16 protein-coding genes are annotated in these 20304 nt (G+C 61.3%); 1 reads left to right on the top strand and 15 read right to left on the bottom strand.

The window, feature by feature from the left end; translation table 11 throughout:
- Window positions 1-56: 56 nt before the first annotated feature.
- Genes K3758_RS00835 through K3758_RS00820 form a run of 4 tightly spaced genes read right to left on the bottom strand, consistent with a single transcriptional unit; the run spans window position 57 to window position 3968 of the window.
- A complete protein-coding gene (locus tag K3758_RS00835; protein WP_067629471.1) occupies window positions 57-623 on the bottom strand; it encodes a membrane integrity-associated transporter subunit PqiC in 567 nt (188 codons plus the stop codon).
- Between the two features lie 3 nt (window positions 624-626).
- Window positions 627-2711, bottom strand: coding sequence for an intermembrane transport protein PqiB (locus K3758_RS00830; RefSeq protein ID WP_259946910.1), 2085 nt, complete (start codon window positions 2709-2711; stop codon window positions 627-629).
- Window positions 2704-3363 carry a paraquat-inducible protein A gene (locus K3758_RS00825; protein ID WP_201722075.1) on the bottom strand — a complete coding sequence of 220 codons (660 nt, stop codon included), beginning with the start codon at window positions 3361-3363 and terminating at the stop codon, window positions 2704-2706. Before K3758_RS00825 ends, K3758_RS00830 begins: the two co-directional genes overlap by 8 nt.
- Complete coding sequence (locus tag K3758_RS00820) at window positions 3321-3968, bottom strand: paraquat-inducible protein A (RefSeq protein WP_259946908.1); 648 nt, start codon at window positions 3966-3968, stop codon at window positions 3321-3323. The genes K3758_RS00825 and K3758_RS00820 overlap by 43 nt, the downstream gene beginning before the upstream one ends.
- Window positions 3969-4125: 157 nt before the next feature.
- Here K3758_RS00820 and K3758_RS00815 point away from each other — a divergent pair, with 157 nt between their 5' ends.
- Window positions 4126-4686 (top strand): type 1 glutamine amidotransferase domain-containing protein, encoded by a 561-nt coding sequence (locus tag K3758_RS00815; protein ID WP_259946907.1) that lies wholly within the window; start codon window positions 4126-4128, stop codon window positions 4684-4686.
- Window positions 4687-4738: 52 nt separating this feature from the next.
- Here the strand turns inward: K3758_RS00815 and K3758_RS00810 are convergent, their stop codons facing one another.
- The 11 genes from K3758_RS00810 to K3758_RS00760 all read right to left on the bottom strand — a co-directional run bounded on the left by K3758_RS00810 (window position 4739) and on the right by K3758_RS00760 (window position 20105).
- A complete protein-coding gene (locus K3758_RS00810; RefSeq protein ID WP_259946906.1) occupies window positions 4739-5842 on the bottom strand; it encodes a CaiB/BaiF CoA-transferase family protein in 1104 nt (367 codons plus the stop codon).
- On the bottom strand, window positions 5839-6810 hold the full coding sequence (locus tag K3758_RS00805; protein WP_259946905.1) for a C45 family autoproteolytic acyltransferase/hydolase: 972 nt from the start codon (window positions 6808-6810) through the stop codon (window positions 5839-5841). Before K3758_RS00805 ends, K3758_RS00810 begins: the two co-directional genes overlap by 4 nt.
- Window positions 6811-6827: 17 nt before the next feature.
- The gene (locus tag K3758_RS00800; RefSeq protein WP_067629482.1) at window positions 6828-8285 is read right to left on the bottom strand and encodes a biotin carboxylase; all 1458 of its coding nucleotides are present in this window, start codon (window positions 8283-8285) and stop codon (window positions 6828-6830) included.
- 17 nt (window positions 8286-8302) lie between these two features.
- Complete coding sequence (locus K3758_RS00795; protein WP_259946902.1) at window positions 8303-11038, bottom strand: aminotransferase class I/II-fold pyridoxal phosphate-dependent enzyme; 2736 nt, start codon at window positions 11036-11038, stop codon at window positions 8303-8305.
- 65 nt (window positions 11039-11103) lie between these two features.
- Window positions 11104-12186: a carbon-nitrogen hydrolase family protein gene (locus tag K3758_RS00790; protein WP_259946900.1), complete on the bottom strand. Its 1083-nt coding sequence runs from the start codon at window positions 12184-12186 to the stop codon at window positions 11104-11106.
- A gap of 67 nt (window positions 12187-12253) precedes the next feature.
- Window positions 12254-12685 carry a universal stress protein gene (locus tag K3758_RS00785; RefSeq protein ID WP_067940946.1) on the bottom strand — a complete coding sequence of 144 codons (432 nt, stop codon included), beginning with the start codon at window positions 12683-12685 and terminating at the stop codon, window positions 12254-12256.
- Between the two features lie 12 nt (window positions 12686-12697).
- Window positions 12698-15451, bottom strand: a complete 2754-nt coding sequence (locus tag K3758_RS00780) for a TRAP transporter permease (protein ID WP_259946898.1) — start codon at window positions 15449-15451, stop codon at window positions 12698-12700.
- Between the two features lie 104 nt (window positions 15452-15555).
- A complete protein-coding gene (locus tag K3758_RS00775) occupies window positions 15556-16515 on the bottom strand; it encodes a TAXI family TRAP transporter solute-binding subunit (protein WP_259946897.1) in 960 nt (319 codons plus the stop codon).
- Window positions 16516-16747: 232 nt separating this feature from the next.
- Complete coding sequence (locus tag K3758_RS00770; RefSeq protein WP_259946896.1) at window positions 16748-18349, bottom strand: ABC transporter ATP-binding protein; 1602 nt, start codon at window positions 18347-18349, stop codon at window positions 16748-16750.
- Window positions 18346-19161: an ABC transporter permease gene (locus K3758_RS00765; protein WP_259946895.1), complete on the bottom strand. Its 816-nt coding sequence runs from the start codon at window positions 19159-19161 to the stop codon at window positions 18346-18348. The genes K3758_RS00770 and K3758_RS00765 overlap by 4 nt, the downstream gene beginning before the upstream one ends.
- Complete coding sequence (locus tag K3758_RS00760; RefSeq protein WP_120349854.1) at window positions 19158-20105, bottom strand: ABC transporter permease; 948 nt, start codon at window positions 20103-20105, stop codon at window positions 19158-19160. The genes K3758_RS00765 and K3758_RS00760 overlap by 4 nt, the downstream gene beginning before the upstream one ends.
- Window positions 20106-20304: the final 199 nt, after the last annotated feature.

Below are 20304 nucleotides of genomic sequence, written 5' to 3'. Positions count from 1 at the left end.
AAATTCCGAACAGACTGAACGCAACATGCCGCAAGGTCCTTTTCGGGCGAACTGCCCTACTTCAACCCGTTTTGCGCGATGTAGCGGGCCAGATCGAGCACAAGCTGGCCGCGCGCTGTGGCGATGGCATTGGCCCCGCCTTCGGGGTTGAACGGCACGCTGAGGTCAAACAGGCCCGAACGCTCCCGACGGTCATCGGGGACCGCCACGAAATACTGACCAGAGGCGCGGAATTCTCCGGCTTCGGTGGCCACCATTTCGGCAAAGCGCACTTCGAGACGGGCGTCGGGGAAAGCCTCAAAAGGCCAAGGCTCAGACGCGATGCGCCGCCCGGTCATCCGCGCGAGGTTTTGGCTCAGCTCCAGCGCCACGGCCCGTTCGGGTGCATCGGCCCACAGCACATCGGTCGAACTGACCAGACTGCCGTCGGCCATCTGCAGCGAAATCTCTTCGGCGGCGGCATAGGTCGGCAGGGACACGTCGCGCACCTCAACCGAGCTAAAAGCGATCGAAGTCTTTTCCGTGACCGCCGGGGCGCGCACGGTGAAACGCTCAGCAGCGCCGCCACAGGCCGCCAAGGCTGCCAGCAGGCCGAGGGTGATCAGAGGTCTTGCAACATTCATGCTTTACCGTCCCAGCAATAGAGAATTGGGGTTACGTTCGATGGTCCGCGCCAAAGATGCAAGCGCATCGGCGGCTTTCTGGATGTCGCGCAGGGTGCGCTCGGCGCTGCGGCTTAGCTGTTCGCCTTGGTTATAGCCTTCGATGGTGCGGCTGGCCTGCGCGAAAAGCGCGGTCAATCGTTCGACCACCTGCGGCAGATCGCGGGCCGAGACGGCGATGTTATCCGCCGCATTGCGGGCCGAGGCCAAGGTGCGGTTTACATTCTCAACCGCGCCGCCTTCGCGCAATTCTACCAACGTGGCGTTCACCTCGTCCAATGCCCGCTTGAGCGCGCCCGGCAGGGCCACCGCGTCTTCGGTGCCGATCACCGCATCGGCGGATTCGGTGAGGTCCGTCAGCGCGACGACCAACTCTTCGACCTCCAGCGTTTCCGCCTTGGCCGCCACGGCCTGAATGCGCTCTACCAACTCTGGCACGCCCTCAACCGAAGACGATACCGCGTTCGCCGCCTCCGATGCCCCTTCAAGCGCGGTGGACAGGCGCTCGGCGATCCGCTCTTCCTCAAGCTGGGCCACCAGTTCTTCGATCCGCACCAGCGTTCCGTTCAAGGCGACTGGCACGTTCTTGACCTCTTCGGAGGAGACCAGCCCCGTCAGTTCGCCCAAAAGGGTCCGCACATCCTGCGGCGTTTCGCGCAGGTCTTCGTCTGAGACGAAAGCCTCTGCCGAATTGAGGAAGGTAATCGCACTGTTGAGCAACTCTTCGATCGGCAGGCTGTTGATGCGGGTAAAGACCCCTTCGACCGTGGCCGCCGCATCGGAGACATCGCTTTCGGTGGTTGGCATCAGCGCAAGACCGTTTTCCGCCGCTTCCAACGCTGCCTCAGGCACGTCTTCCACCGTCACGAACTCAACCTTCAGGCCGCCGGTCAACAGACTGGCCGAGGCCAGCCGCGCGCGGAGGCCGTTTTCCACACGCGCTTGCAAGAAGGCCAGCGCGGCTTCGGCGGTTACGTCATCTTGCAACCCCAGATGCGCCGGTTGGATCGACAGGATCGCATTGAGCCGAACCCGGCTATCGCCAAAGCGTTCGAAATCCACGAGGCCCGACAGGGTCTCGACCTCCCCAATCTCAAGCCCGCTCATTTCAACCGGGGCGCCGACGATCAGCCCTGAGATATTGTCGTCGAACACAACGCTCAACTTGAGCGGATCGACTTCGGAAGCGTTAAAGACAGAGTTCCGCGCGGTTTCCTTGTCGGGGTAGATCTCAAACACCGTCCCGTCAGACACCTGCGCCCCACCCGAGACGAAGGTGTCAAAGGTGATGCCGCCGCCCACGAGGGTCGCCAGCGAGGAAAAGTCGATCTCGGCCCCCGCCGGGCCGATGTTGACGCTAAAGCCGGAGGCGTCCCAGAAACGGGTGGATTCGTTGATCAGTTGGCGGTGCTCTTCAAAGATCAGCGCCTCGACGATGGCAAAGTTGCCACGCGGGGCGATCTTGGCATAGCCTACGCGGCCCACTTCGATGCCCTTGTAAAGGATCGGCGCGTTGTCGGTCAGCTGGCCATTGGCGGTGGACCGAAAGGCAATCTCAAGCCCGCCCTGACCGCCACGGATCAACGGCTCGGTCGACGACCCCTGAAAACGCTGCGCCGCCGGGCCGACCTGTTGGTCCCATGACCCTTCGATATAGACACCGCTCAGCACCGTGCTGAGGCCGGTAATGCCCTGCGCGGTGACTTCGGGCTGTACAACCCAAAAGACCGCACCGTTGTCGATATAGGGGGCCACATCTTTGTCGAGCCGGATATGCGCCGTCACCCGGTCCAGATCAGAGGTGAAGCCGACCTTTTCGACCACACCGACCGTCACATCGCGAAAGCGCAATTCGGTCTCTCCGGCAGAGATGCCCGCGCCCTCTTCGAACTCCACAATGATCACCGGGCCGCGTTCACTATAAGAGCGATATGCCACGAAGAGCGCCACGATCAGGGCAAGGATCGGGATGATCCAGATCACCGACGCCCCACTGAGGAACATCTTGCGTGTCGGAGAAATCGGTACGTCGGGAGGCGTCTTAGTCATCGGTTTTCAGGCCCTCGTCCTTGGTCTGAGCGTCCCAGATCATACGGGTATCAAACGCTTGTGCCGCCAGCATGGTAAAGATCACGGAGAGGGCGAAAAAGATGCTCGCGGTACCGGGATTGATGGCGGCCAGTGTCTTGAGTTGCACCAGAGCGGATAAAATCGCAACCACAAAGATATCGATCATCGACCAGCGGCCAATGTACTCAACCACTTCGTAAAGGTAGTGCCGCTGCCGCTGCGAGGTGACAGAGCGCCGTTTGACGCTGATCGCAAGAAAGGCCACGGCCATGAATTTGGCCAGCGGAATGGCAACAGAAGCAAAGAGGATGATAAAGGCGATCCCCCAATTGCCGTATTGCGCCAGCTCCACCGCGCCGCCGATGATGGTGCTTTCCTCAACTTGAAACAGCGTTCGGGTCTTGAGCATCGGGTAGGTGTTGGCGGGGATGTAGCACATCAGCCCCACGGTCCAGAACGCCCAGACACGCTGAAGGCTCAACCGATCGCGTGAGACCAGCTTGCTGCCGCAGCGGCTGCAGGTCTGCGTGCCCATCGGCGCGGGCTTGCTACAACGGGTGCAGGCCACAACGCCCAATTCCCGCGCGCTCAGGATGTCTTGGGATGTTCCAGAGAGTTCCATACAGACCATTTGCATAAGAATCTGTCCTGCGCGATGACGAGGATCACCAGCGCGCCGAACATGTAAAACGCCGGGCCAAAGCCGACATCGGCCAGATCGGCCACTTTAACCAGCGCCACCGCACAGCCGATGGCAAAGACCTCGGCCATCGACCAAGGGCGCAGTTCCTCTGACAGGCGAAAGGCGGCGACGGCGTGCCGCGCAGCCGGGCGATCCAGCACCACAGGGATCAACACATAGAGCGTCAGCAATACCCGCAAAAGCGGGATGAAAAAGATAAGCGCCGCCGTGGCCAGCGACAGAAAGATCATCGGCCCCCCGGAAAAGGCAAGCGCCGCATCCAGCACCGACACCGCGTTGCGGGCCCCCGCCGCGTCAATCGTAAGGAAGGGAAAGACCGCCGCCCCGATGATCAACACCATCACCGCCACCGCCACGGCGATGATCTGCAAACCTGCGTTCCTGCGCGGCGTGATCAGGGCCGTGTGGCACCGCTCACAAGCCGCGCGTTCCCCATGGGCGGGGCGGCGCAGCCGGTAGACGGCGTCGCATTGCGGACAGACGATCAATTCGTCCATGGGCAGATCGGCGAGGGGGGTGTCGGGGTGATCCATTCTGAACGCATATATGATGCCGCTCTTCGCTGTATCAACAAATATTCGCGGCCCTGTGGCGCATCTGCACCGGCGGATCATTGCCCTCGCGCGAATGTGAGCGGAACAGGCGGCCATGCACATCGTTGGTCCAGCAGAAATCACAAAGGAGAAAGCAATGACCGATATCACCAATGCAAAGATCCTGATCCTCGCCACCAACGGTTTCGAGCAGTCCGAACTGGAAAAACCCCTGAATGATCTGCGCGACCGCGGCGCCACCGTCCATGTGGCCACCCCCGACGGGAATGAGATCAAGGGCTGGGACGAAGACAACTGGGGCAACACCGTGCCTGCGGACCTCGCCCTTCGGGACGTGAATGTCGACGACTACCAAGGCATCGTGCTGCCCGGCGGCCAGATCAACCCTGACCTGCTGCGCGCCAACGATGACGCGGTGGCTCTGATCCGCAAGTTCCACGACAGCGGCAAGACCGTAGCCGCGATTTGCCATGCTCCATGGCTGCTGATCGAAGCAGGCATTATCAAAGGCCGCAAGGCAACCTGCTTTAGCTCCATCGCGACCGACGTGAAGAACGCCGGCGCACAGTACGAAGACAGCGAAGTGGTGGCCGACCAAGGCATCGTGACCAGCCGCTCGCCCGAGGATCTCGACGCATTCGTCGCCAAGATCGTCGAGGAGATCGAAGAAGGCAAACACGACCGCAAAGCGGCCTAAGCCTGAGCTTTCGTTCCAAGTTTGACCCCCGGCCCATGCGCCGGGGGTTTTTTTATGCCCGGTCCAAACGCAGGCCAAGCTCAGCTAGCACCGCATCGGTGTCCGCCCCGATGGCACGCGGGGGGCTTGGCATCTGGGGCGCAGTGTCGCCAAAACGCGGCGCTTGGCCCGATTGCAGCACATCTTCCACCCGCACCACATTGCCGCGTGCCGCCATCTGCGGGTGGTCCGGCGCTTCGGAAAAGCTGAGCACGGGGGCCACGCAGGCATCCGAACCGTCGAGATGCGCCGCCCAATCATCACGGGCGCGGGTTGCGAATATCGCGGCGAATTCGGCGGTCCGCGCCTCCCAAGTCGCCCGGTCGTTCTGACTGGCGGCTAGGTCCGCAGGCAGACCCAGCTTCTCCAACAGGATCGCGTAGAACTGCGGTTCCAACGCGCCCACAGAGATGAATTTCCCATCGGCGCAGGTGTAGCAACGGTAAAACGGCGCGGCCCCATCAAGCCAATTGGCAGCGCGCTTTTCCGTCCATGTGCCTTGGGCCAACATGCCGTGGATCAATCCCATCATCGCAGGCACCCCGTCGACCATTGCGGCATCGATAACCTGACCTTTGCCGGTCACCCCCCGCTCGATCACTGCCGAGAGGATGCCAAACAGCAAGAACATCGTGCCGCCGCCGTAATCCGCCACCATGTTCAAGGGCGGCACCGGGGGCGCCCCCGCGCTGCCCATGGCGTGCAAAGCCCCGGTTAGAGCCAGATAATTTATGTCATGTCCCGCCGTCTGCGCCCATGGGCCGGTCTGACCCCAGCCGGTCATGCGGCCATAGATCAGCTTGTCAGAGCAATCCGTCGGGCCGAGGCCCAAACGCTCCATCACGCCGGGGCGGAACCCTTCGATCAGCACATCGGCAGAGGCAATCAGCGCCCGCGCTGCCGCGATCCCTTCGGGGGTTTTCAGGTTCAGCACCACCGACCGCTTGCCGCGCCGGTTGATATCGGACGGGTCCGCCGGAGCGGCTTTGCGGTCGACCGTGATGACATCCGCGCCCAGATCAGCCAGCAGTTGCCCCGCCAAAGGGGCGGGGCCGAGGCCGGAAAACTCCACCACCCGCAGCGACGACAGCGGCCCTCTGCGCGCCGCCCCGCTCATGCCGCCCCCGGCACCAAGACCTGCCGCGCGCCCTCGGTGAAATCCGACAGCGACAGCGCCCAGGTCGTGCCGGGCCAGCGCAATTCCATCTCGCGTTTTCGTGGACGGTAAACAGCGGTGTAAAGCGTGCCGAAACCGGCGTTGAATGCCGTGGAATAAAGCGGAGGTTTCAGAAACGCCCCGATGAATTTCTCTTCCGGGTCGCGGTGCAGACGCAGACGTTGCAAAAGATAGCGTTCACGCTCGACCGTGGCGGTAAAACGGGCGTGGCTGATCCATTCCACATTTTCTTGGTGGTTGGTGGCCACCGCGGCACGGGTGATGACAGCCGGGCGGTCAGGGGCCATCATTGCGGTCAGGTAGCTCCGCTTCCGATCGAGCACGGTGACGTTATAGCTCATATGCGTCGGCACCCGTGCCAGCACCTCTCCCGCCTCTTGCACGGTTTCGCAGGTCTGCAGCACATAGCGTAGGATCAGCGGCACGCCGAACCCCTCACCCACCACGCGCCGCCCGCCAAAGGTCAGCGAGATCGACAGCCCCGCATCATTCACCCCATCGACCAGCCCCCACAGCCCGTCCGAGGTGCCCATGACCTGCCGCCCCTGCCAGCCCGAGCGCAGCACCATCGCGTCGAATGCATTGGGATTATAGTCATAGTTGCGCACCATGACCGGTTCTTTCCCGGCCCAGATCGCCTGTGAACAGGCCGAGAGATAGGGCGGCGGGCAATAGAAGCTTAGAAACCGCGCCGCGTGATCGCCGCCGCCCGCGAGGGTGCAAAGCTCGTCATAGAGCGGCAGCATTTCCGGCATGTGTTTGGCCAGCGCACGGCGGCATTGGGCATAGGTCGGGCGCGCGGCCTCCCCTTCCTTCAGCCACCATGCATGGTAGTCAGGCCAATAGGCTGCGAAGAGACCGGCCCACTTGGGGCCGGGCTGATCTTCGGACATTGCGCGCCAGTACATCGCGGCCTTTCATCTTGCTACAGGATCTTGAACGCCGGATCAGAAAGCTCCGGCCCAGCAGACGCGGTGGGCAGGGGTTTGCCGTCCACACTGCGTTTGATCCCATGGATCCACTTTTTCGCGCGCTCATTCAACTGGAAAGACTTGGTCATCGACCGCCCCCGCGTCACAAGGATGCCGATATCCGCGCCTTCGTAGCGGTAATCACCCGGTTGCAGGATGCGCAGGAAGAAGGCTTCGTTCTCGCTCTCCACCGCGCGGCGGTGATAGTCGAAGCGGTCAAAGACCACGCTGCCGTCTTCCTTCATCTTGTAGATGCCGGTCTCGGGCGCTTCGGTGCAGATGTCGACACTGTCATCGGTGTGTTTGATGACCATCTGGCTCCAACCGTCGATGTTGTCCGGATCGGCCCAGCGGGCGTTCAACTCATCCACGTCGAGGTTGAACTTCTTGCGGCTGAACTCCAACAGGTGGAACAGGAAGAGCGGCGCATCGGCATGGGCGAAGGCGGCGTGGTTGGTCATCGAAGACGCGCCTGTGATGCGCGGGTTCAACTCTCCCAGCCACAGATCGCCGGTCTTTTTGTCGATCAGGAAATCGAGCTCGAAATAGCCGCGATAACCCTCCTTGCGCAGCTGCTCCCCGAACTTGAAGGTCAGATCGCGGGCCTTCTCCCGCACCTTCGGCGGGAAGGCGGTGGCGAGGATTTCATTCCCGCACCAGCCGCCGCGATAGGGGGTCAGTTCTTTGAAACCGACCAGTTCGGTCATCAGCGGGCCGACGATGGTGCCCTCCTTGGTCGCACAGGCCTCGATCGCCGCGCCACGGCAATCGATCCGCTTCATGATCTTGATCTCGCCCTCGCCGATGATCTCGCTCTCGTGGCGGCGGAAGTCGGCTTCGGACTTGATGAAGAAGGTCGTGTGCCCGCTGTCGCCATAGGCCGACTGCAACACCAGATCATGACCGATCCCGGCCTTCTCGCAGGTCTTTTTCAGGTCGTCGTAAGATTTCACCTCGGCCAGAACGTTCGGCACCGAGGGCACGCCCGCCTTGTTGCCGATGCGCACGGTTTCGATCTTGTTGTCCATCGACTGGCGCAGCTTGGCTTTCGGGAACCAGACCTCGGCGCCCAACTCCTTGCTGAGACGCTCGGTCTCTTCGTCGAACATCAAAAAGACGAACTTGGGCTTGCCGCCGCGGCGCTTGATGAAGTCGATGACCTCTTTGTGCTGCAGCAGGTAGTTGTTGATGTCCTCGATGCTCTGGAACTCCGCATGGGGCTGTTCCGAGGGGCAAAAGACGTTGGGGTGCTTGCCGCCGTAGCAGTCGATATAGCAGATGTATTTGAAATTCTTCACCCATTCATCAAGGCCGAGCAGATTAAAGTTGGTGGCCGAGATGAAATAGACCGGGTCCTCGTTTCGGTGAAAGAACCGGCGGATTTCGGAGATATTCTTAAGAATTTTTACCATGTCGTGGGTCCTTTTGGTCAAACGGGTGAAGAAGAAAGGTCTTTGCGGCGCACGCGGTTCAGCGCCTCCGCGGTAAAGACGCGCAGGCCCAGATCGGGCCGGTATCCGTGGATCTCGCTCACGTCCAAAGCACGCATAAAGTCGAGAATTTCCTGACTGACGACCTGTCCGGGGACAAGGATCGGAAAGCCGGGCGGATAGGGGATGATGAAGCTGGCCGAGACCACCGTGTCGCCCGCGTCCATCACCTCTTGCAAGGATCCGTTCAGGTCGAGGTAGTCACAGTTTTTCTCATCATAGGCGAGGAAGAAGGGCGTGCGAATGTCGCCCTCGGGCGTGTCTGCGGCGCGGAAGGCTTCGTGGAAGCAACTGAAATCCGGCAGCGGCGGGTAGTTCTCCATCAGATTGGTGACGCGCCGGTCGAATGACAGCCGCTCCATCCGGCTGGCATCGTCCAGCAGATCGTCGAGCGACTTGGCGATCTCCACCAGCACTTCGATCAGATAGGCGACCGAAGAGCGCGTGGTGCCGATGTTGGTCATGAACAGCACGGTATTGCGCGAGGTCTTGTTGATCTGGATGCCGTATTTATCCATCAGGATCTGCGTCTTGAAGGTATCGCCGTCCCAGCCCGTGCCGCCCACCGCGAGGGTCACGCGTGTGGCGTCGAGGACAAACTCGTCCTGTTCCCAGCAATCCCACATGTCGGTCCAGCCCTGTTCGGTGTCGTAATAGCTGGTCACCCCGCTTTCGCGGTGGGTTTCGGGGATCATGTCGCCAGCGGTCAGCACCTTGAAATACTTGCGCAGCAAGGGGTGTTCACTGATCGCGCGGCGCATCGACATCGCCGCTTCGACCTGCCGCTGCACGAACTCAAAGCCCTCAAGTTCGACCTGTCGCCGCCCCACATCCAGCGAGGCGATGATCTGGTAGTTTGGCGAGGTTGACGTGTGCGTCATATAGGCTTCGTGGAAGCTTTGTTCGACCTCGCCTTTGAAGTCCTGATCGTTGACATGGATCATCGACCCCTGCCGCAGGGAGGTCAGGGTTTTATGGGTCGATTGCGTGGCATAGGCCCGCACCCGCGCCTGCGGTGGCGGGATCAGCCGGGTGTTAAGGAGGGTCTCATCATCCGCTTCTTTCAATGTCTTTTGCTGCGCTTCATAGGCGTCGGCATGGGCGTCAGACTTGAATTTCTCGCGCAGGGTGTTGGCCGCGTTCATCGCCGTGCGCTGGCGATATGTGGGGCTAAACCGGGCAAAAGCGAACCACGCCTCATCCCAGAGGAAGATCAGGTCGGGCTTGATCGCCAGACATTCCTCCATCACCCGCTCGACGTTATAGACCAGCCCGTCGAAGGTGCAGTTGGTCAGCAAAAGCATCCGCACCCGATCCAGCTTGCCCGCCGCTTTCAACTCCAGCAGCCGGTGCTTGATCTCGCGCAGCGGCACCGCGCCATACATCGAGTATTCGTTGAGCGGATAGCTGTCGAGGTAGCTGACCTGCGCGCCCGCGAGCACCATGCCGTAGTGGTGGCTCTTGTGGCAGTCGCGGTCGACCAGAACGATGTCGCCGGGCCGCACCAGCGCCTGAACGACGATCTTGTTGCAGGTTGAGGTGCCGTTGGTGGCGAAAAACGTCTGTTTAGAGCCGAAGGCGCGGCTTGCGAGTTCCTGCGCCTCTTTGATCGGCCCATGCGGCTCTAGCAGGCTGTCGAGGCCGCCCGAGGTCGCCGAGGTCTCTGCAAGGAAGATATTCGGGCCGTAAAACGCCCCCATGTCCTGAATCCAATGACTGCGGGTGATCGACTTGCCACGGCTGATCGGCATGGCGTGGAAGACGCCGGTGGGCTGTTTGGAATATTCCACCAGCGCGGTGAAGAAGGGCGACTTGTTGCGCGCCTGCACCCCGCGCAGGATGTTGAGGTGCAGCTCCATGAAGTCTTCTTGGTTGTAGAACACCCGGCGGCAGATCCCCAGATCGAGCCCGGCGATATCCTCGACCGAGCGTTCGGTGACCAGATAGGCATCGAGCTCGGGCCGGACCTTGGCGATCATGCGGCAAAGCTCTGGGCCATAGCTCTCAGGCTGGAGCGCGTCGATCTCATCCTGCCCGCCCGCGCGGGCGAGGTAGCGGGTCAGGATCTGTTGATCGACTTTCGATTTTAACGTGAGCCCGGGGCGGACGACGATGGCTTGGATGTTATGGTTGAACATCACCGCAATCAGCGCGTCTTCGAGGCTCGGCACCACGACGGCTTCGTAGATGAACGGGTCTTCGCTGCGGCGCATGCGGGTGACATTGCTGCGCAGCCAGCGCTCTTGCTGTTCGTTCACATTGTCAACGATAAGCACTTCGAAATAGGGCTTGGCCAGAGCGCGCGCCTCGGGTGGGAGCATCGCCTCGTCGTCATGTTCGTCTTGATCCAGACTGTCACGTTCCAGCGGGATCGTGCGGCGGCGATAAGCGCCGGTGGTCAGCGCACGGGTCACCCGGTTCACGGCAAAGGCCAGATCCTCGAAATTGCCATGGGCAAATTGACGGCGCATGTGGTCAAAGGCGGACATGCCCGGAAAGGCCCAATAGGGCTCGATCAGGGCCAGCGAGTCGAACAGCGCCTCGATTTCCTTGCGGCCCTGCGCCGCGCCTTTGCCCTTAGGGTCACGCGACATGGCGGCGGCGGCGGCGCGCAGGGCGCTCCACCGATCCGACCGCAGTTGAATGGCCGAGGAATAGTCGTTCATAGAATGCATCAGTCGTCCTCTGCTGGAGGGCCGACCGATGCCTAGGTACCGCAGTGTGCGTACCTAACCTCGGCCTAGCCGCTGGTATTGTCGTTCTGCCCGGGTGTTTCGGGCGTTGTTTGTGGGTCTGGCATGGCCGCAGCAGGCGCCGCGGGCGCCGGTGTCTGTGCCACTTCCGGCGCGGTGCCGGCGGTGGCGCTGGCAAGCGGTTCCGGCGGGAAACCGTTCTTGCCCTTATAGGCGGGGATCTCGGCGGGCACTTGTTGTGCTGGCACATCGACATGCAGACCCGCGCGGCTGCCCTGCTGCGGCACTTCGAGCGGGCCGAGGGTGTGCAGGAAAGCATCCGCGCCACTGTCGCGGTCATAGACCGGGAAATCGGTCGGGCGATCGCGGAAGGATTTGAGCAGCTGGCCCAAGCCCTTCATCCCCGTCTCACGCTGGCGGCGCACCATGTTGAGATCAATCTCAATCGGGAACATGTCCTCTTGGCCCGCCGATTGGTGCAGCACCATCGAGGTTGGATCGACCACGCATGATTTGCCCACGCCGCCCGCGCCCAGACCGTTCACGTCGAAGATATAGCACTGGAACTGCGCCGCCGTGGCCCGCGCGATGGCAAGCTCTGCGTCGCGGTCCGTGGTGCCAGTCAAAACCGGGTGCAACAGCACTTCGACCCCCTGAGAGGTCAGCTGGCGCGTCGTCTCGGGGAACCACATGTCATAGCAGATCGACAGGCCAAAGCGGCCCACATCTGGCACGTCGAAGATGCAGAATTCATTGCCCGCCGCGATTCCCGCCTCATAAGGCCGGAATGGGAACATCTTGGCATAGCGGCGCACCACTTCGCCTTCGGGGTTGATGACGACCGAGGTGTTATAGACCCGACCATCTTCGGGGTGCTTTAGAAAAATCGAACCGGGGATCAGCCAGACGCGGTGCCGCCGCGCGGCGGCCTGAAACTGTTCAATCGTCTCGTTCTCGGGCGGCAGGGCAAACCGGTCGAGCGGGCCGAAAGGCGCCAGCTCAGAGAACAGCACCATCTGCGTCCAAGGGAAGCGTGCCATCAGAATGTCAAGCCGCTGGATCATGCCATCGACATTGGGCTGCAAGGCATTGACGTACATCTGCACGCCGGCAATCGCGAAAGGGGTCATGCGTGAATACTCCGAACAACGCGGCGCAATGGACCATTTCCCTGCTTATCTCCGCGAAGCACCTGTCTTACGCCCTCACGACCAGAACGGAAACAGGCGAACGACGCACAATGCGGTCGGCGTTGGAGCCAACGAGGAATTCACGCAGGCTGTCGGGGTGTTCTGATCCCATGACCACCAGATCGGCGTTTGATTTCTTTATCGTTTTCAGCGCCTCGCGGTGGATTTTGCCGAACTTGAGGTGCTGCTTCACCTTTACGTCATCAGGCACTTCACGCTCGACTAGCTTTTCAAGCGCCTTGGCCGCACGGCCTGTGGCCTGTTTTTCGTAATCTGCGGGAAAGAACCCTTCGACCAGCGGCGTGCCCATGTCAGGCACGACCGACAGGATATGCAGGGTGCCCTTGGACAGGCGGATCATATCCACCGCCTGCGGCAGCGCTTTCTCCCATGATTTTGGGTCACTCAGGTCAACAGTCAGCAAGATATTGTCAAACATGGTGCGCCCTCCTCAGGCTGTCGCGGGCTTGCGGGTGTCACGCGCGGCACGGCCCCGTTGCAGGAAGACGACCAGTGCCAGCAGCAACAGCGCGGGGATGAACATCCAATATTTGCTGGGTTGCGGCATCGGTTTCAGCACGCGCAGCACCTCTTGGTCCCAATCAAGGCCCGCGCCCTGCGCAGGGCTATCGTAGAGGACATCGTCGATGATCATCTTATCGCCGTCCTCGCGGAACATCAGGCCCGCGGCTTCAAGCTTCTCGGCCCCGGTCTCTCCTTCGCCGATGGGCAGCAGCGCCACGAACTCCAGCGGATCGCCCAGATCGTTCACACCCGCGACGCGCAGGCGCAGCCGCTCGCCGGCGGGCGTTTCCTCAGCCGCCTGCACGATCTCGGTCGGCGCTTCTTCGCTATAGGGCGGATAGACCATGTCCATCCAGAACCCCGGGCGGAACAGGGTAAAGGCAATCAGCAGCAACGCGATGGTTTCATAGAAACGGTTACGCGCCAAAAACCAGCCTTGGGTCGCGGCGGCAAAAAGCAGCATCGCCACGGTTGCCACAACAAAGATAAACAGCCCCTGCCCCCATGTGACCCCGATCAACAGCAGTTCCGTGTTGAAGATAAACAGAAACGGCAGCGCAGCGGTGCGCAGGGAGTAGAAGAAGGCAACGAGACCCGTGCGGATCGGATCACCGCCCGAAACGGCGGCGGCGGCAAAGCTTGCCAGACCCACCGGCGGGGTCACGTCGGCCATGATGCCGAAATAGAAGACAAAGAGGTGCACAGCGATCAGCGGCACGATCAGCCCGTTCTGCTGACCCAATGTCACGATCACTGGCGCCAACAGCGCCGAAACCACGATGTAGTTCGCAGTGGTGGGCAAGCCCATGCCAAGGATCAGCGATAGGACCGCGGTCAGGAAGAGGATCGCAAGGATATTGCCGCCCGAGAGCACCTCAACCACATCCGCCAGCGCCGAGCCGACGCCGGTCTGGCTCACCGCGCCGACGATGATACCAGCCGTTGCCGTGGCGATGCCGATACCAATCATGTTGCGTGCGCCGGTGACCAACCCGTCGATCAGGTCAAGCACACCCGCTTTCACATCGTTCACAAACTGGCTTTCGCCGCGGAACATCGCCATCAACGGGCGCTGTGTCAGCAGGATAAAGATCATGTAAGCCGCCGCCCAAAAGGCCGACAGGCCAGGCGACAGACGGTCGACCATCAGCGCCCAGACCAGCACGACCACGGGCAGGATGAAATGCAGCCCCGAGCGCGCGGTCGGTCCGGGCATTGGCAGCGATGTCACCTCAGCATTGGGATCGTCCAGCTTCAGCGGCTCTTCTTTGCTGGCGACATAGAGCAGGCCAACATAGACCGCCGTCAGGAAGACAAAGATGATGTAACCCGCTGTCTCAGGGAAGGCCGGGCGGATCCACCCCATCAGGTAATAGACGGCAAAGGACAGTGCACAAATCGCGATGATCGCAAAGGCGATGCCGATCAACTGCTGCACCAGCGGTTTGGGCGTATAGGCGCGGGGCAGACCCTGCATCCCGGCCTTCATCGCCTCAAGATGCACGATGTAGACCAGCGCGATGTAAGAGATCACCGCAGGCAGGAAGGCGTGTTTGACCACGTCGAAATAGGGAATGCCGACATATTCGACCATCAGGAACGCCGCAGCCCCCATCACGGGCGGCATGATCTGCCCGTTGACCGAAGAGGCCACCTCGACCGCGCCGGCTTTCTCGGAGTTGAAGCCCACTTTCTTCATCAGCGGAATGGTGAATGTGCCTGTTGTCACAACGTTCGCGATGGAGGAGCCCGAGATCAGGCCGGTCATCGCCGAGGCCACAACCGCCGCTTTCGCCGGACCGCCGCGCATGTGACCCATGAGGCTGAACGCGACTTGAATGAAGTAGTTGCCCGCGCCCGCACGGTCCAACAGCGAGCCGAACAACACGAAGAGGAACACAAATGAGGTCGAGACCCCAAGCGCGATGCCAAAAACGCCCTCGGTGGTGATCCATTGGTGGTTCACGATCTCCGACAGGCTGTTGCCCTTATGGGCGATGATGCTGGGCATATAGGGGCCAAGCACGGTGTAGAAAAGAAAGACGCTCGCCACGATCATCAGCGCAGGCCCAAGGGCGCGGCGGGTGGCTTCGAGCAGAATTAACAGTCCGGTAACACCTGCAATATAGTCTGGCAGGATTGGTGCACCGACGCGGTTGGCGATCTCGCGGTAGAAGATAAAGAGGTAGAGCGCACAAAAGGTGCCGACGATGGCCAATGCCCATTCCCAGATTGGAATGCGGTTCTTGGGCGAGCCGAGGAGCACAGTCGCGATGACAAAGGCCGCTGGGATCGGGATCCACCAAACGGCGGTCGAATCCTTGGTGCTAACCATAAAGAGGGCGGCAAGGACGATGGGAACGATGACGCCAAGCGCCACCTGAAAACTCGTGCGCGTGGCCGGGAACACCATGATGCCGAGGAATACGGCAAAGCCTAAGTGAATGGAGCGGGCCAGCGTATCGTTGAACAGACCAATGGGTGACGCGATGTAGAGTTGAAACAGGGACCAAGCCAATGCCACCAACAGCAGCAAAGTGCCCATCAACCCGCTAACAGCACGGCCGCCCGTATCAGAAGAAGCGACAAGTTCGTCCAGTTCCGCCTGGCTCAGTCCGCCTCGGTCACCGGTTGCGGCGGTTTCGACAGCCGCCGCCTTTTGCTGGTCCTTCTCAGACATATCGTCCCCCTGTCGGCTCCACCTTGGGGTGGATGCGCATATTGTTTTTCTTCGGGTCTCTGACGGCAGCGTACCGCCGCCAGAGCTATCATGTCACGGATAGATTACTCGATCCAACCTTGCTCTTTGTAATATTTCTCTGCACCGGGGTGCAGCGGAGCAGAAAGACCGCCCGAGATCATCTCTTCTTGGGTCAGGTTCTCGAACGCCGGGTGCAGGCGCTTGAAACGGTCGAAGTTGTCAAACACGGCTTTGACGACCTGATAGACCACATCCTCATCCACATCAGCGGATGTGACGAATGTCGCTTTCACGCCGAAGGTCTTGATGTCGCTGTCGGTGCCCTTGTACATGCCGCCCGGCACGGTGGCCTCGGCATAATAGGGGTTGTCGTCGATCAGACCTTGGATCGCGTCACCATCCACAGGGATCAGCTTGGCGTCGATGGTCGACACGGCTTCTTGGATGGAACCATTCGGGTGGCCAACGGTGTAGATGATCGCATCCACTTTGTTGTCGCCCAGAGCGGCGGCCTGCTCGGCCGGTTTCAGTTCGGACGCCAGTGCGAAATCGTCCAGCGTCCAGCCTTTGGCGTCCATCACGACTTCCATGGTGGCGCGCTGACCGGAACCAGGGTTGCCGATGTTGACGCGCTTGCCTTTGAGGTCGTCAAAGGACTCGATGCCGCTGTCGGCACGGGCGATGACGTTGAACGGCTCACCATGCACGGAGAATACCGCGCGCAGGTTGTCGAACTTGTCGCCTTCGAACTGCGAGGAGCCGTTGTAGGCGTGGAACTGCCAGTCGGACTGGGCAACGCCCATATCCATGTCGCCCGCTTTGATCGCGTTGATGTTGGCGATGGACCCGCCGGTCGAAGGCGCGGTGCATTTCAGGTTGTGATCCGCTGTGCCGCGGTTCACCAGACGGCAGATCGACTGACCGACGACGAAGTAAACGCCTGTCTGGCCACCGGTGCCGATGGTGATGAACTTTTCCTGCGCCATGGCCGCAGTGCCGGCCACCATGGCACCGGTCATCGCGAGCATTTTGAACATTTTCATAAGATGTCTCCCATTGTTATATTTGGCGGACCACCCTTTAGGCGGACACCATTGCATGCACAAGTAGAGCGCCGCAGCCTTTAGGCAATTGACTGGGCAGGGAAATTTCTAACGCGCCGTTCAGGCCCAAGCAGACATGCCCTTGTGGCGGGAATCCCCGAATTCAGGTTAGGTCGGATTGCCATCGCGATCAATGCAACTCCCTTTCATGGCGCACCCCGGACCCAAAAGCCTATCCTACACGCTGGGGCAAATCAGGCAGAACCGGCGCGGCGGCGATAAGTGATTTGGTATATTCATGCTGCGGCGCGTCGAAGACCTGCGCGGTCTCTCCGACCTCTACGATCTTGCCGGACTGCATCACCAGCACCCGGTCCGTCACCGTGCGCACCACCGACAGGTCGTGCGAAATAAAGAGATAGGTCAGGTTATAATGGCTGCAAAGCTCGGCCAGCAGATCAAGGATTTGCGCGCGGACCGAGACATCAAGCGCGCTGACTGCCTCATCGAAAAGAATCAACTCTGGCCGGATGATCAGCGCGCGGGCAATGGCGATCCGCTGGCGCTGCCCGCCCGAGAATTCGTGAATGTACTTGCGCGCATCTGCGGGGCGCAACCCCACGGCGGTGAGCGCCTCGTCAATCGCGCGGGTCCGCTCCGCCCCCTGCGGCGGGCTGTCGAGCAGGTGGAAAGGCTCGGTCACCAACCGATCAACGCGGTGGCGCGGGTTGAAGCTGCCGAAAGGGTCTTGGAACACCACCTGCATCTTACGGCGCACCGCAAGGTTCGGCTTGGTCCCGGTAAAGACGGGCTGGCCATCGACGGTAATGCTGCCCTCTTGCACCTGTTCCAGACCCAGAATCGCCCGCGTCAGGGTCGATTTGCCGCAACCGGATTCCCCCACCAAACCCAACCGCTCCCCCCGGTTCAGGGTAAAGCTGAGGTTGTCCACCGCGCGGAACCTGCCCGGCGCACCGAACAGCGTTTTGCGCGGCAGATGGTAATCGCGGCACACGCCCTTGACCTCCAACAGCGGCTGGGGCGCGGGCGGCTTGGGCAGGTTCACCTCATGGCGGGAGGCGTCGAAAAGCATCTTGGTATAGGGGTGGCGCATGTCATGCAGCAGGGTTTGGGTTTCCCCCTGCTCGACGATCTGACCCTTGCGCATGACGATGATGCGGTCGGCCATATCGGCCACGACGGCAAGGTCATGGGTGATCATCAACAGCCCCATACCGTCTTCGCGCGCCAGACGGGTCAGCAGGGTAAGGATTTGTGCCTGCGTGGTGACATCCAACGCCGTGGTCGGCTCATCGGCGATCAGCAGACGGGGGCGCAGGGCTATGGCGATGGCGATCACCACCCGCTGACGTTGCCCGCCGCTCAGCTCATGCGGATAGCGCGACAGGGGGAAGCGATCTTGGGGCAGGCCGACGCGGGTCAGCGTATCGGCGGCGTGTGCCTCAGCCTCGGCGCGCGACACGCTAGGCTCATGCACGCGGATTGTTTCGGCCACTTGGCGGCCAATGGTCTGCACCGGATTCAGCGCGGTCATCGGCTCTTGAAACACCATGCCGATGTCATTGCCCCGCACGCCGCACAGGGCCGCTTCGCTCATCTGGCTCAGATCATCATCGCCCAGCATGATATGACCGGTGGTCGTGGCCCCCTTGGGCAGCAGTTGCATTGCCGCCAGCGCGGTCATCGACTTGCCCGAGCCGCTTTCCCCGGTCACGGCCACGATCTCTCCCGGTGCGACAGAAAAGGTCACCCCGTCGAGGATGCGCAGCCCGTGGATCGACAGCGAGAGATTGGAGACAGTCAAAAGCGTCATGTGCGTGCCACCCTCAGGCGGGGATCAAGCATGTCCCGCAGCCCGTCGCCCATCAGGTTCAGCCCCAGAACCGTCAGGATAATCGCGAAACCCGGCATCAAGGCCATATGCGGCGCGATGCTGACCATCGTCTGCGCATCGGCCAACATCCGGCCCCATGACGGCACCGGCGGCTGCGCGCCAAGGCCCACATAGCTCAGCCCCGCTTCGGCAAGGATGCCAAGAGAGAACTGGATGGTCCCCTGCACGATCAGCAGGTTGGCGACATTGGGCAGGATATGCTCAGCCGAGATGCGCGCGGCGGATTTGCCCGCGACCCGCGCGGCGAGGATGAATTCACGTTGCCACAAAGACAGCGCCGCCCCGCGTGTGATCCGGGCGAAAACGGGGATGTTAAAGATGCCGATGGCAATGATCGCATTGATCGCCCCGGCGCCAAAGACCGCCGTGATCAGAATGGCGATGACAATGGCCGGAAAGGCAAAGACCAGATCATTGCCGCGCATGATGACCTCATCCACGAGGCTCCCGCGCCGCGCTGCGGCCCAAAGCCCCAGCGGCACGCCCGCGCCCATGCCGATGCCCACCGCCACCAACGCTACGGCGATAGAGGTCCGCGCGCCGACCATGATCATGCTGAGGATATCGCGGCCAAAGTGATCGGTGCCCATGGGATGCGCCAGCGAAGGGCTGTGCAGCTTGTTCGCGATGTCGAGCCCGGCATAGTCATAAGGCGTCCATACAAAGGAGATCAGCGCCGCCAGCAAAAAGACCGAGGTCAGCGCGGCCCCAAGCAGCAGGTTACGGTTCATGTGCGTGCCCTCAGCCGGGGATCGACGGCGGCATAGGCCAGATCGACAAGGAAATTCACCAAGATCACCGAAAAGACCAAGAGCATCACCACCGACTCGACCACGATCAAATCCCGCGCCGAGATCGACTGGAACACCAGCCGCCCAAGGCCGGGTAGGTAAAAGACCTGCTCAATGATGATCGACCCGGCCAACAGGAAAGAGAACTGCAGGCCGATGATCGTCAGCACCGGGATCAGCGCATTGCGCAGCCCGTGCCGCCAAAGCGCCTGCCGCGCGGTCAGTCCCTTGGCCCGCGCGGTGCGCATGAAATCTTCGCCCAGCACATCCAGCAGGGCCGAGCGCATGACCCGCGCAAGGATCGCCGCCTGCGGCAAGGCCAGCGCGATGGCAGGCAGGGTCAGCGCATGCAGCCCGGCGAAAAGTCCCTTGTCCCAGCCGACGAAACCGCCTGCCGAAAACCAGCGCAGGTTGATCGAAAAGATCAGCACGAGGATCATGGCAAACCAAAAGTTCGGTACCGCCACGCCCAATTGCGTTGCCCCCATGACGCCAACGTCGCCCGCCCGCCCCCGGCGCGAGGCGGCGTAGATACCCGCCGGAAAGGCCACGATGACAGAGAGGAAAAGCGCATAAAGCGCCAAGGGCACTGAGACCCAAAGCCGGTCGCCGATCATCTCGGTCACCGGGGTGCGGTAGGTGTAAGACGTGCCGAAATCGCCGCGCAGCATGCCGCCGACCCATTCAAGGTAACGCTCTGGTCGGGACTGATCGAGCCCCAGTTCACTGCGCAGCGCGGCCAGTGTTTCTGGCTGCGCATTCAGGCCCAGCATAAAGGAGGCCGGATCGCCGGGGGCGACCTCGATCACCATAAAGATCACCAGCGACGCGACCGCGAGACTGATGAGCAGGGAGAGAAATCTTTTCAACGCATAGCGCAACATAGCGCGGAGGTTAGGCGGCACGCTCGGGAGGGTCCAGAGCCCGCGTGCAGTTTCCCCGAGGAGAAAGAGAGAAATGCTGAATTTTTAAGGCTCAGGTAGAGCGGGGCCGGAGCGCACATCGAAAGAATCCAGCATTGTGAGCATGTTATGCACTGAGACTGCCGTTTCCCCGTTCCTAATCGCTATGCGCTGGAACCAT

Source organism: Sulfitobacter sp. W002 (assembly GCF_025142135.1).
In the GTDB taxonomy this organism is placed as follows: Bacteria; Pseudomonadota; Alphaproteobacteria; order Rhodobacterales; family Rhodobacteraceae; genus Sulfitobacter; species Sulfitobacter profundi.
Note: the sequence above shows the minus strand (reverse complement) of the source record. Positions and strands in the feature narration are given on the sequence as shown.

What these genes read in the sequence shown, in the direction of transcription:
- K3758_RS00835 (WP_067629471.1), bottom strand. Translation starts at nt 623, where the DNA reads ATGAATGTTGCAAGACCTCTGATCACCCTCGGCCTGCTGGCAGCCTTG.
- K3758_RS00830 (WP_259946910.1), bottom strand. Translation starts at nt 2,711, where the DNA reads ATGACTAAGACGCCTCCCGACGTACCGATTTCTCCGACACGCAAGATG.
- K3758_RS00825 (WP_201722075.1), bottom strand. Translation starts at nt 3,363, where the DNA reads ATGGTCTGTATGGAACTCTCTGGAACATCCCAAGACATCCTGAGCGCG.
- K3758_RS00820 (WP_259946908.1), bottom strand. Translation starts at nt 3,968, where the DNA reads ATGGATCACCCCGACACCCCCCTCGCCGATCTGCCCATGGACGAATTG.
- K3758_RS00815 (WP_259946907.1), top strand. Translation starts at nt 4,126, where the DNA reads ATGACCGATATCACCAATGCAAAGATCCTGATCCTCGCCACCAACGGT.
- K3758_RS00810 (WP_259946906.1), bottom strand. Translation starts at nt 5,842, where the DNA reads ATGAGCGGGGCGGCGCGCAGAGGGCCGCTGTCGTCGCTGCGGGTGGTG.
- K3758_RS00805 (WP_259946905.1), bottom strand. Translation starts at nt 6,810, where the DNA reads ATGTACTGGCGCGCAATGTCCGAAGATCAGCCCGGCCCCAAGTGGGCC.
- K3758_RS00800 (WP_067629482.1), bottom strand. Translation starts at nt 8,285, where the DNA reads ATGGTAAAAATTCTTAAGAATATCTCCGAAATCCGCCGGTTCTTTCAC.
- K3758_RS00795 (WP_259946902.1), bottom strand. Translation starts at nt 11,038, where the DNA reads ATGCATTCTATGAACGACTATTCCTCGGCCATTCAACTGCGGTCGGAT.
- K3758_RS00790 (WP_259946900.1), bottom strand. Translation starts at nt 12,186, where the DNA reads ATGACCCCTTTCGCGATTGCCGGCGTGCAGATGTACGTCAATGCCTTG.
- K3758_RS00785 (WP_067940946.1), bottom strand. Translation starts at nt 12,685, where the DNA reads ATGTTTGACAATATCTTGCTGACTGTTGACCTGAGTGACCCAAAATCA.
- K3758_RS00780 (WP_259946898.1), bottom strand. Translation starts at nt 15,451, where the DNA reads ATGTCTGAGAAGGACCAGCAAAAGGCGGCGGCTGTCGAAACCGCCGCA.
- K3758_RS00775 (WP_259946897.1), bottom strand. Translation starts at nt 16,515, where the DNA reads ATGAAAATGTTCAAAATGCTCGCGATGACCGGTGCCATGGTGGCCGGC.
- K3758_RS00770 (WP_259946896.1), bottom strand. Translation starts at nt 18,349, where the DNA reads ATGACGCTTTTGACTGTCTCCAATCTCTCGCTGTCGATCCACGGGCTG.
- K3758_RS00765 (WP_259946895.1), bottom strand. Translation starts at nt 19,161, where the DNA reads ATGAACCGTAACCTGCTGCTTGGGGCCGCGCTGACCTCGGTCTTTTTG.
- K3758_RS00760 (WP_120349854.1), bottom strand. Translation starts at nt 20,105, where the DNA reads ATGTTGCGCTATGCGTTGAAAAGATTTCTCTCCCTGCTCATCAGTCTC.